This is a genomic window from Acinetobacter sp. 197, assembly GCF_048148385.1.
Lineage (GTDB): Bacteria > Pseudomonadota > Gammaproteobacteria > Pseudomonadales > Moraxellaceae > Acinetobacter > Acinetobacter pecorum.
This window is the reverse complement of sequence record NZ_JAYWZK010000013.1, coordinates 40,156-51,836: the sequence shown is the minus strand read 5'-3', so window position 1 is coordinate 51,836 and position 11,681 is coordinate 40,156. Positions and strand designations below refer to the sequence as shown.

Below are 11,681 nucleotides of genomic sequence, written 5' to 3'. Positions count from 1 at the left end.
TTATTTTTTTAATAAAAATAAGAGAAATAGAAAGAAAATATACTATGGCATGGGCCAGATCGCGTCTTGGTTAAAATTGTTATACACATTACAAAACGTAGCAATTCTGTGAGGGCAGGTAAGTTTCCCTGTCTTGAGGGTGTGAGGCAGGGAGAAAGGAAAATCTGCCAGAAGATCAGCGAAAAAATCTTCTGGCTTAAAGAACAGTTAACTTGACAGCTAGCGCTATTATTTATTTAGAGGATAAAGCTTTACGCTTGGTGTAGAGTCTGAAAAGAAAGTAAATAAACCTTGCAGCCAGCTAAAGAATTTCTGAAACAGGTTAGCTTCTTCAATTTCGACATGATCTTCAATCAGGATAGTACGGATTAACTGGTTATTTTGATAGACCTGAATGGTTGCCAGAGGCATGATAGTCGCCAAGGGCGCAATGAGCTCAGATGCCTTTACTTCCACACTGATATGCGTCTGGGTTTCTTGTAAAGGTTCGATACTTCTTAAAATGCCATCACCAGTATTCAGCATAATACGTTGATTGGTCTGGTCGAATTGATTCAGGTCGATACTATACCCCTGATCATATAAAGAGGTGGTAATAATCTGCGGTTGCTTGGTCTGCACCTTAAACATTTTTAAGGTTGATTTGATTACAGGCAGCTCAGCCAGTAGCTGTTTATCTTTGATCGCTACTTCATTGCGGGTATAGGTATAGGCCAGATTCATCAGCTTATGCGATACTTCAGCGCGTTTTGCCGCACTTTTAGTACCCAGTACTACCACAATCAGACGTCGGTTCGGCATTTCAAGATCTGCCGTGACACGATTGGCCGTCAGCGCCAGGTTGTAGCCTGCTGCACGGGTAAAACCGGTTTTTAAACCATCCACCGTAGGATCTACCTGAAGCACACGGTTGGTTGCGCGATGAAAATGTCGGTTATAGGTAAAGCTTGGCTGTTTGGAATAATACAGATAATCCGGAGTTTCATTGACGACTGCCATAGATAGTCTGGCCAAATCTGCGGCAGTAGAATAATGTTCAGGCATGGTAATACCTGCCGGATTCTGGAAATTGGTATGCTGCATGCCCAGCGCTTTGGCTTCCTGATTCATGCGTTCAACAAACTGCGGAATACCACCCGAAATTTTCTCAGCCAGCGTCACCGCAGCATCATTGGCAGACATGATAATTAAGCCCGCCAGAAGCTGATCGACTGAAATCTGATCACCTTCTTTCAGGTACATCTGTGACTCATCCCACATCACAGTTTTCACCACAGGAGTCGCGGTTAAAACTTCATTTTTATTTAATTTTCCGGCCTCAATTTCCTTTAAGGCAATATAAGCCACCATCATTTTGGTTAGCGAGGCCGGAGCACGCTGAACATCAGCATTGTGCTCGGCAATAACTTGACCAGATTGTGAATCCAGAATGGTCCAGGCTTCAGCTTCAACACTTTCAGGCATAATATTGAGTAGGGCAGCATGGGAAAATGCAGAAATAAATAAACTGAATACCGCAATCAGTGAGATGATGTATTTCAATGGTGTTCCTTGATAACCCGGCGGGTGTCGAACGTTAAAATTTCACGCATGCTATGCCTTTTTTATACAGATAGCTAGTCGTAAATGTAGACAAATAAGACAGCTAAACCATCCTGGCTTAAAAAATGCTAAGCTAAGCTATATCTCATTTATTTTAATTTTATATCGTCTATTATGTTGCATTATCAAATCGAATTTGACGATTATCGTCAGCATCTTATTCACGTAACTGTTCGCTTTCTTGCTGATCCGACGCAAGTCTTGTCATTGCCGACCTGGATTCCGGGAAGCTATCTGATCCGGGAATTTTCCAAACATATTGAAGCGGTCAAGGCTTATGATGAAGATGGGCGCCAGCTACAAATCCAGAAGTTTGAAAAGAATAAATGGCGTTTATTCAATACCGATCATGAGCTGATTACGGTGGAATATGATGTCTATGCCTATGACCTGTCCGTTCGTGGTGCATACGTGGATCAAAATCGTCTCTACGTGAACCCGGCTTGTGCATGTCTGGGGCTGGAAGGTCAGGAAAATAAAGAAATTGAACTGGAAATCTTCCTGCCAGATGAATTAAAGCATTTCCAATTGGCAACAGGCATGCAGGCCAAAAGTCTGGTCAAAGGCCGTTTCACGCTGAAAGCTAAAAACTATGCCGAACTGATTGATGCGCCATTTGAGCTGGCAGAACAAACCCGTTTCAGTTTTGATGCCAATGGGATTCCACATGAATTTGTGGTGTCAGGCAAACATGCCATGAATGCTACGCGTATGCAGCAGGACATTGAAAAAATCTGTCGTACAGAAATTTCCATGTTTGGTTCAGCGCCATTTGCGGACTATACCTTTATGACCATGGCAACAGGCAATAGCTATGGTGGTTTGGAGCATCCAAATTCTACCAGTCTGATTTCACCACGTGATGACTTGCCGAAAGCCAATGAACCTGAAGAACCTTCAAAAGATTATCAGCGTTTCCTCGGCTTATGTAGCCATGAATATTTCCATTCATGGTTGGTGAAGTTTATTCGACCTGAAAACTTCGTGAACTATGATCTAAACAGAGAAGGCTATACGTCTTTGCTGTGGATCTTTGAAGGTTTCACCTCTTATTACGATGATTTGATTTTGCTGCGTAGCGGCGTGATTAATCAGGAATCATATATTGCTTTGTTAAAAGCACAGATTGACCGTTATTTGCAAAATCCGGGACGTGCGATTCAGTCAGTGGCTGAATCCAGTTTTGACGCCTGGGTGAAATTCTACCGTCAGGATGAAAACTCCAATAATGCCGGAACCAGCTATTACAACAAAGGTTGTCTGGTAGCGCTATGTCTGGACTTGGGACTGCGTTTACGTGGTTCAAGTCTGGATGCCTTAATGCGCCGTTTGTATGAAAATGCGCAAAATGGTATTCAGGTGCACGAACGGACAATCTTTGAATTATGCAAAGAACTGACAGGTGATGATTGGTCAGAACAGATTAATCACTTGATCAATACGACAGATGAACTACCGCTGGATCAGCTCTTACCTGAGTTTGGTATCGGTTATAGCCTGAAAAATGACAAGTCTTTGCCATTCGGCTTAAAGCTGGCAGATAAGCCGGAAGGTGTACTGGTTCAATCTGCGCGTCGTGATGCTGTGGCTGTACAGGCCGGTCTTTCTGCCAATGACATGATTATTGCGATTGACGGTCTAAAAGCCACCACCAAGCTTCTCGAAAGCTATGCAAAACAGAACGGTAGTTTTACAGTATACGCGTTCCGTCGAGATGAGCTGATGACTTTTGAAGTTCAGGCAGGCGGTGCTGAACTGACCGAAGTTGAACTGAAAGTTGAAGATCAGGCCAAAGCTGAGAAATGGTTGAAAGCTTAATTCAATTTAAAACTTTAAAACTTTAAAACCGATGCTTAGGCATCGGTTTTTTATTGACTAAATATCAACATGATATTTATTTGATGAGAGGTCAGGAAGTTCCATTGAATTTAGCTGCGATTTAATGATGCTGATTCCTCATTTGAATTCATAAAATGCTAGTACGACCATTATTGGCTTTGCGTTCTGCTATAGCAGTCAATGTATCGCAAAGACCTCTTGGTCCTGATTAAACATCTGGTTAGCTTGCTGATCCAATGTAAAGCTCCTTTTTTGAATACATTTTATTTTTTAGATCACTAAATATGAATCGTAAATGGCATTTCAATAAAAGAATAACAAGAAAAAAAGGAAGGCCCAAAGAGGGTGGGCCTTAAGTGGGAGAGCTTAGTTGCCGCGATAGGTTGAATAACCATAGGGGCTTAATAGCAGCGGGATATGATAGTGATTGACTGAGCCATCTACTTCAAAAATCACCGGTACTTCCGGGAAAAAGCTGTTTTGCTTTTGGGTTTTAAACCAGTCACCAGTTTTAAAAGTCACTTTGTAGGTTCCTTTATCAAAGGTTTTATTCTCTGGGTACAGTGCTGTGATACGACCCTGAGGATTGGTCCTTGCTTGTGAAAGCTGTACCCATTTGCCATTTTTCTGTGTTTCCAGCGTCACTTCTACATTCGGAGAAGGTAGGCCATTTTCCAGATTCAGCACGTGTACACTCAGCGGGTTCTGGGCAAAAGAAAGAGTTGCTGCAGTAGTGGCAAGAGTCGCGATTAAGATTTTTTTCATGTTATGTTCCTCGTTGGAATGACGGAATAATGTTTAATCAAAGGAATAAAAAATTACTAATTAAAAGAAATCAAAGCTGCTTTAAGGTGGTTTGAATGCCGCTATTGGCACATTGATGATCCTGTACTGAACCGCCCGCACCTGCGACGCCTACAGCGCCTACAATCTGGTTTTGGTAAATGACAGGGACGCCACCACCCAGTAATAGCAATTCAGGCAAGCTATTCAGATTCTGTGCATCCGGATTTTTCTGGGCATTGCGCATAAAATCCAGTGTGCTGGTTTTAGTTGAATACGCGGTGAAAGCTTTCCGTTCCGCTGCAATCAGGTTGTGAATGCCGACAGATTCATGGCGCTGGCTGGCCAGCAGGTTGCCACCCTGATCCAGAATAATGACTGCCGCCGGCTTGGCCTGTTTCTGGCAAGCAAGCATGACGTTGCTGGCCATGAGCTTTGCTACTTCTAGCGACATGACTGGCGCCGTTTTAAATTCTGCATGTGCCAGTGAGCTGAATAGTAATACGCTGCTGAGCATGGTCAGGGTTGTGTTGGCAATTGAAATTTTCATGGTTATCTTTCATGCAATTGGCTACTGGGACTATCTTAGAAAAAAATCCGCCAGTACAGCATGACAATCAGATTACCAATTTGTAATCTAGAACTAGCTAAAAACAGCTAAACTACTGACATGCATATTTTAATTGTAGAAGATGAAGTCAAGATTGCTGAATATCTGGCAAAAGGACTGAATGAGTCAGGTTATAGTACGACCATCGCAGAAAATGGCGTGCGAGCATTATCGTGTTTGCAGCAACAGTCTTTTGATCTGGTGCTGCTTGATGTGATGCTGCCGGACCTGGACGGCTGGCAGGTATTACATACCCTGCGAACTTTTAGCCAGATTCCGGTATTAATGCTCACTGCACGTGATCATGTGCTAGATCGGGTGAAAGGACTGGAGCTTGGTGCCGATGATTATCTGACCAAGCCTTTTTCCTATATTGAATTACTGGCCCGAATTAAAAGTCTGTTGCGCCGTGTGCCGCGTCTGGAGCAGGAGGCCTATCAGGTTTCAGATCTGGTATTGAACCGCTTAAAGCATGAGGTTTACCGTAACGGACAAAAGATCGACTTGAGCCAGAAAGAATTTGCCCTGTTGCAATTGTTAATGGAACATCAGGGACAGGTGATGACCCGGAGCCAGATTGCGTCCATGGTCTGGAATATCAATTTTAATACTGATACTAATGTGGTCGATGTGGCTATTCGCAGGCTGCGTAGCAAAATTGATGATCATTACACGCCAAAACTGATCCATACCGTACGTGGTATGGGTTATAAGCTAGATGAATGTCCATGAAAAACCCTGTGTTATTGCCGTTGGCAACACGATTGAGTATTGCATTTGCACTGGTGTCTTGCGTGGTGTTTCTGAGTGTGGCGTTGCTGTCTTATCAAAATATGCAACAGATGATTCAGACCCAGCAGGATCAGGCGCTGGCTGCGCGTATTTCCCGGATTGAGATTTTTCTTGAAGATGCCCAGAGTTTCAAACTTCTGGTCCAGCATCCCAAATTATATGAAAATATGCTGGGACAGGAAGATAATTTACTGCTGCTGCAGCATCAGAATAGTCGTCTGATCGAAATCAATCCTTTGCAGGTTCATATTCCGGCATTGCATTATTCTTCCAAATTACAGTTTCAGAATAATCAGGCTGAACATCCTTCAACACGTCTGGCTTTTAAACAGGTGCAGTTTGATGGTCGCAGCTACCAGCTGGTAGCGGGTAAACAGTTGGCAGAAGGACAAAGGGCACTGGCAACCTATTTATCAAAACTGGTGCTCTATAGTCTGCTTGGTATATTGCTCTCGACCTTTATGGCCTGGCTGGCTGGACGCTATATTCTCAAGTCAATGCGTCAGCTGATGCTGGCGACAGCACAGGTCAATATTCAGCAGCCCAATCAGCACATTGATGTTCAGAGTAATACGCTTGAGGTACAAGAGCTGAGTCAGGCCATGAACGATATGCTCGGTAATATTCAGTCTGCATATCAGCAGTTGGCACGTTTTTCTGAGGATATTTCGCACGAACTTCGCACGCCATTAAACAATCTAATCGGGCAGACACAGATTCTGTTATCGCGGCCGCGCGAGCCTGCTGAACTGGAAAATCTGCTCTATTCCAACCTGGAAGAATATGAACGCCTAAGCCAGATGATTGAAAGCATGCTGTTTATCGCGCGGGTAGAGCATGGTGGATTTACGGTTGAAAAACAGCATTTCAATCTGAATGAGATGCTGCAAGAATTACTTGAGTACTTCAGTTTTCTGGCTGAAGAAAAGCAGATGCATTTAAAAATTAATGTTCCAGCAGATTTAAGTCTGACTGCCAGCACCGCATTATTACAGCGCGCAGTTGCCAATCTGATCAGCAATGCCATTACTTATGGTCAGCCGGGGAGTGAGATTAGTGTGTCGGCACAGCGACTGAATCATCGCATTAAAATATCGGTGCTGACGCCAGAGGTATGGATTGCAGATGAGCATCATCCGCATTTATTTGAGCGTTTTTATCAGATAGATGACAGCCGACATGAAAAAGCCCAGACGGGTGGTCTGGGCCTTGCCATTGTGCAGTCGATTATGCAGCTCCATCAGGGGGGAGCAACTGTAGAAAATACGCCGTCTGGCGTGGTATTTAGCCTGTCACTACCTGATGAATAGGCTGAGCTTTAACCACGACCCCGGCCACGACCACGTGGTGCCTTGGTATTTGGACGAGTAGTACCATTGGTGCGACGTTTCGGCTTTTCGCTTTCGTCCATTTGCCAGATGCGTTTGGTGCCAGACTTTTTCACGGAACCATCTTTGTTCTTGCGAACGATTGGTTTGCCACCCGTACCCCCCGGCTTCTTCACATAAGAACGTGAACGATATGGTTCTTCAGCAGGGATATTCTGGAAGTCAGGGTAAAGTAATGGCTCAATTTCTCTGGTCTCACCCGGCTGCAATCCCATACGAACCAAATCAATCTCACCAATTTTGGTACGGATCAAACGTAAGGTCGGGAAGCCGACAGCAGAAGTCATGCGACGAACCTGACGGTTACGACCTTCACAGATGGAAATCTCAACCCAAGACGTCGGAACAGAGGCACGGAAACGAACAGGAGGATTACGCTCCCACAACCATTCCGGTTCAGACACTTTTTCAGCACGTGCAGGAAGCGTCATGCCATCTTTCAGCTCAACACCTTTACGAAGCTGTTCAAGGGCCTCGTCAGTCATATCACCTTCAACCTGCACCATATAAGTTTTAAACTTTTTATTGGCAGGATTGGTGATATATTGGTTGAGACCACCGTGATCGGTGAGAAAAACCAGACCTTCTGAGTCCATGTCCAAACGGCCAGCAAGACGCAGATCTTTGTCGTTGACGAAATCGGCCATGGTAGGATGCTTTTCATCCGGACGGAATTGGGAGAGGACGTCATAAGGTTTGTTTAGAATGACGATTTTCATAGGAAATAACTTCTATAATTACATTAATTTAAAAAATGTAGAGGTTTATTTAAAAGGGAAACTTTGTTATTTCCCGTATAAATCTCAAAAACAACAAATCTGGATTAGAATATTATGCGTTAAGAACAGCTGAAAGTATTGCCTAATTGGCAATTATTTAAGATTTGTCAGCGGCATTAGGGAGAATACTAATAATGGGATATCAAAAAATCGTAGTACCTGTGGATGGTACCAAAATTACCGTAAATGCAGACCTTTCACTCAACGTACCAAATAATCCAATTATCCCATTTATTGAGGGGGATGGAATTGGTGTTGATATTACACCAACAATGCAGGCTGTGGTAGATGCTGCTGTGCAAAAAGCATACGCCGGGAAGCGTTCCATCGAATGGATGGAGGTCTACTGCGGTGAAAAAGCTAATAAAATTTATGGCATTTATATGCCTGAAGAAACTCTGGAAGCGCTGCGAGATTATGTGATATCTATTAAGGGTCCACTGACTACGCCAGTCGGTGGGGGGATTCGTTCCCTGAACGTGGCATTACGCCAGGAACTGGATTTATATGTCTGTGTGCGTCCGGTACGCTGGTTTGAAGGTGTTCCGTCACCGGTACATCATCCGGAACTGACCGACATGGTCATTTTTCGTGAGAATTCAGAAGATATTTATGCCGGAATTGAATGGAAAGCAGATTCTCCCGAAGCAAAAAAAGTGATCAAGTTTCTGAAACAAGAAATGGGTGTAACCAACATTCGTTTTGAAGACAATTGTGGGATCGGGATCAAGCCTGTCTCCAAAGAGGGTAGCCAGCGACTGGTGCGTAAAGCTATCCAGTTTGCTATTGAGAATGACAAGCCGAGTGTGACCTTGGTACACAAAGGCAATATCATGAAATACACTGAAGGGGCGTTTAAAGAATGGGGCTATGAAGTTGCGCTAGAACGTTTTGGTGGAGAGCTTTTGGATGGTGGACCGTGGGTTAAAATCAAAAATCCAAGAACAGGTAAAGACATTATTATTAAGGATGTCATTGCCGATGCTTTCTTGCAGCAAATCTTGATGCGTCCGGCAGATTATTCCGTGATTGCCACACTGAACTTAAATGGTGATTATATTTCTGATGCGCTTGCTGCGGAAGTCGGGGGAATCGGGATTGCACCAGGTGCCAATATTGGCGGTTCGATTGCAGTCTATGAAGCAACCCACGGGACAGCGCCTAAATATGCCGGACAAGATAAGGTGAATCCAGGCTCGATTATTCTGTCTGCAGAAATGATGCTGCGCGATATGGGCTGGACAGAAGCTGCCGACCTGATCATTAAGGGTATTTCAGGGGCAATTGCGGCAAAAACGGTGACCTATGATTTCGAGCGCCTGATGCCAGGTGCAACTTTACTTCGTTGTTCTGAGTTTGGTCAGGCCATCATTGACAACATGGATGCTTAAAACTGTAATTTATAAATCAAAACCTGCATTAACTGCGGGTTTTTTTATAGCTGCTTTTTCACTAAAAGTTTAAGTGATTTTAGCTGAAAGTTAAAATGGGTATCAGGCTGCAAATTTATGTAAGAAGTGTAATAAGCCCCAAAATGATTCGCTCATAGCTGAATGACTTAGTGAAATTTGTATTACATTAACGTATTTGGATACAGCTCAGCGATTGGCTTATTTTGTATACACGGTACAGTAATGAATGGAACTTCCAGTGATATAGAGACGGTTCTCTAAAGGAGTATATAATGGCGAAAACTAGAGCGAAGCATAAGCAGGTCCAGCAAAAAGACAAGCAGAACAATGCTCAGAACGAAGAGCAACAACAGCAACAACAACCATCGAAACCATCTCGCGCAAAAAAACGCAGGTAATCTCTTTTTTAACCTAAATAACAAAGCCCTCATTTGAGGGTTTTGTTATTTAAAAGCTTATATAAAATCATCACTAAAAATAACAGGATTATGATTTTAAATTAGGCGGTTGTGATTAAGATAAAAGTCATTTATTTAATTAGATGCGAATATTGGTGAAATTTCTTTGGATTATAAGCTTACTGTTGTCTATGGGGTTTTTACTGACGGCCTGTCAGCCACCGCCGTCAGGTCAGGCAGCGGGATGGAAAAGCCCATATCTATATTGGCAATTACAAAGAACCGAGTTAGAAGCGCCGCTACAGATTCCGGTGGAAGGGGTTAGAGTCGGCCAAATCAATGATACCTGGGGAGCAGCACGTAGTGCTGGTCGCAAACATGAAGGTACAGATATTTTTGCCAAACGTGGTACACCTGTATTTAGTGCGACTCAAGGTATTGTAGGGAAGATTGGGACCAATAATCTGGGTGGAAAAATCATCTGGGTGACCGGTCCAAATATGAGCCAACATTATTATGCACATCTGGACGATTATGCAGAACATATTCAGGAAGGTGACTGGGTTGAGGCAGGTGAAGTTATTGCTTATGTGGGTAATACGGGTAATGCTAAAAATACCCCGCCGCATTTACATTATGGGATTTATTTAGGGGGGCAAGGGGCTACCAATCCGTATCCTTATTTGGTACCTTCTCCTTGAGTAGAATCTGGCTGAATGTGTTTGTTGGTTTTGAGTCTGGAGAAACCTGTATACCAGAATAGTTGCATTGTTCCCAATAAAAGGACAAATGCAGCCAATATAAACTGCTGATGGTAGCTTAATCCCAGATACTGTAGCGCACTGAAACTGAGGCCACCGATCAGCTGAACAGCGGCAAAACATAAGGTGGCAATACTCCAGAGTTTTTTATAAGCCAATCCATACAGTTGTAGAATGGTGTAAGAGGTCAGGAAGACCACAGCGGGATTTAGCATCCCGGTAAAAAAGGAAGAGCTAAAAGTGAGTAAGGGATAGGCATCTAGAGTCGCAATAAAAATGGCCATAATATAAAGGCTATAAAGAATTTTCAGTGCAGCAAAATTACCCCATTTTTTGGCCAGTGCATAAGCACTCAAGGCACCTAAGGCACTGCCTAGTCCATACAGAATCCAGTTGAAATTAATCCAGAACAAGCTCAATCCCAACTGCTGGCTTAAATAATCAATCCAGAAGAGTGAATGCGGTATATAGGCGAATGCACTACAGGCGTATACCGTCAATAAACTATAAAAAATACTATTCAGAGGGAGATGAGCGGTAACAGCAGGTGCCTGTAGAGAAAGATAGGGTTTAAACTGCTGTAGTAGTAAGCTTAAAACAGTAGACATAAGCAGGGCAAAGCCCCACAAGATCAGCCATGCAGTCTGGACGGAAATTTGATCCAGATAGGGCAGAAACAGGGTTGCAACTAAAACACCTACTCCAATTCCGCTAAAACCAATAAAGTTGATTTTAAGACGGTCTTGAAGTTCACAGCACTGCGCGACCACACTCGGCGATAAGATCATCATTAATCCACCGCTGATCCCGGAAATAATCCGCCAAGCGATATACCATGCTTCAGAAAAACCAGAAAATGCACAGCACATCAGGCTGAACATGCCGGCAAAGGCTGAAATTTGAATATAAGTGCTCATACTCCGGTCTTGAGGCAGGCGCATGGCGGTAAATGCGCCGATCAAATAGCCTAGCAAATTGGCGCTGCCCAAGAGACTGGCAAAATCTGTACTCCAGCCAAAGGCCTCGCGTGTACCAGGTAACAGGGCGGTATAAGAAAAACGAAGAATACCAATACCTAAGCACATGCTAAGACAAAGGAGCAGGCTGAGTTTTATTGTATTTGAGGACATCCGTGTACTCATAGAATTTTATATTTGGTCAAAAAATAACATGAATTTTTATGGTTGAGGAAGAATTGCCCGTTAAGAAACCCTGGAGTACAGAAATTTGTGCAAGAAAACCGCTAGGCTTTTTAAAATGTATAAGTTAAAACCTGAACTTTTCAGAAAAGTAAAAAAACCGCATTTAAAAATGCGG

The 11,681-nt window shown here is 43.3% G+C and carries 11 protein-coding genes; 6 read left to right on the top strand and 5 right to left on the bottom strand.

Annotated features, from left to right (window positions below):
* Window positions 1-228: 228 nt before the first annotated feature.
* Complete coding sequence (locus VXQ11_RS13030; protein WP_416706227.1) at window positions 229-1,542, bottom strand: D-alanyl-D-alanine carboxypeptidase family protein; 1,314 nt, start codon at window positions 1,540-1,542, stop codon at window positions 229-231.
* Window positions 1,543-1,716: 174 nt separating this feature from the next.
* Between VXQ11_RS13030 and VXQ11_RS13025 the strand changes: the two genes are divergently transcribed.
* On the top strand, window positions 1,717-3,420 hold the full coding sequence (locus tag VXQ11_RS13025) for a M61 family metallopeptidase (protein ID WP_416706226.1): 1,704 nt from the start codon (window positions 1,717-1,719) through the stop codon (window positions 3,418-3,420).
* A gap of 387 nt (window positions 3,421-3,807) precedes the next feature.
* Here the strand turns inward: VXQ11_RS13025 and uraH are convergent, their stop codons facing one another.
* Together uraH and VXQ11_RS13015 are read right to left on the bottom strand one after the other, a co-directional pair.
* Window positions 3,808-4,206 (bottom strand): hydroxyisourate hydrolase, encoded by a 399-nt coding sequence (uraH, locus tag VXQ11_RS13020; RefSeq protein WP_064096644.1) that lies wholly within the window; start codon window positions 4,204-4,206, stop codon window positions 3,808-3,810.
* A gap of 70 nt (window positions 4,207-4,276) precedes the next feature.
* The gene (locus VXQ11_RS13015; protein WP_416682093.1) at window positions 4,277-4,774 is read right to left on the bottom strand and encodes a GlcG/HbpS family heme-binding protein; all 498 of its coding nucleotides are present in this window, start codon (window positions 4,772-4,774) and stop codon (window positions 4,277-4,279) included.
* Window positions 4,775-4,894: 120 nt separating this feature from the next.
* On the opposite strand from VXQ11_RS13015, the gene VXQ11_RS13010 reads away from it, so the two are divergent.
* A complete protein-coding gene (locus tag VXQ11_RS13010) occupies window positions 4,895-5,566 on the top strand; it encodes a heavy metal response regulator transcription factor (protein ID WP_416706225.1) in 672 nt (223 codons plus the stop codon).
* Complete coding sequence (locus tag VXQ11_RS13005) at window positions 5,563-6,936, top strand: heavy metal sensor histidine kinase (protein WP_416706224.1); 1,374 nt, start codon at window positions 5,563-5,565, stop codon at window positions 6,934-6,936. Before VXQ11_RS13010 ends, VXQ11_RS13005 begins: the two co-directional genes overlap by 4 nt.
* An 8-nt stretch (window positions 6,937-6,944) precedes the next feature.
* On the opposite strand, the gene VXQ11_RS13000 is transcribed toward VXQ11_RS13005, so the two are convergent.
* Window positions 6,945-7,733: an rRNA large subunit pseudouridine synthase E gene (locus VXQ11_RS13000; RefSeq protein WP_416706223.1), complete on the bottom strand. Its 789-nt coding sequence runs from the start codon at window positions 7,731-7,733 to the stop codon at window positions 6,945-6,947.
* Window positions 7,734-7,927: 194 nt separating this feature from the next.
* On the opposite strand from VXQ11_RS13000, the gene icd reads away from it, so the two are divergent.
* The 3 genes from icd to VXQ11_RS12985 all read left to right on the top strand — a co-directional run bounded on the left by icd (window position 7,928) and on the right by VXQ11_RS12985 (window position 10,304).
* On the top strand, window positions 7,928-9,184 hold the full coding sequence (gene icd, locus VXQ11_RS12995; RefSeq protein WP_064096649.1) for an NADP-dependent isocitrate dehydrogenase: 1,257 nt from the start codon (window positions 7,928-7,930) through the stop codon (window positions 9,182-9,184).
* 293 nt (window positions 9,185-9,477) lie between these two features.
* On the top strand, window positions 9,478-9,603 hold the full coding sequence (locus tag VXQ11_RS12990) for a hypothetical protein (RefSeq protein ID WP_263600643.1): 126 nt from the start codon (window positions 9,478-9,480) through the stop codon (window positions 9,601-9,603).
* 143 nt (window positions 9,604-9,746) lie between these two features.
* Window positions 9,747-10,304 carry a M23 family metallopeptidase gene (locus VXQ11_RS12985; protein ID WP_064101860.1) on the top strand — a complete coding sequence of 186 codons (558 nt, stop codon included), beginning with the start codon at window positions 9,747-9,749 and terminating at the stop codon, window positions 10,302-10,304.
* Here the strand turns inward: VXQ11_RS12985 and VXQ11_RS12980 are convergent.
* Window positions 10,283-11,494 (bottom strand): YbfB/YjiJ family MFS transporter, encoded by a 1,212-nt coding sequence (locus VXQ11_RS12980; protein ID WP_416706222.1) that lies wholly within the window; start codon window positions 11,492-11,494, stop codon window positions 10,283-10,285. The genes VXQ11_RS12985 and VXQ11_RS12980 overlap by 22 nt on opposite strands.
* Window positions 11,495-11,681 lie beyond the last annotated feature (187 nt).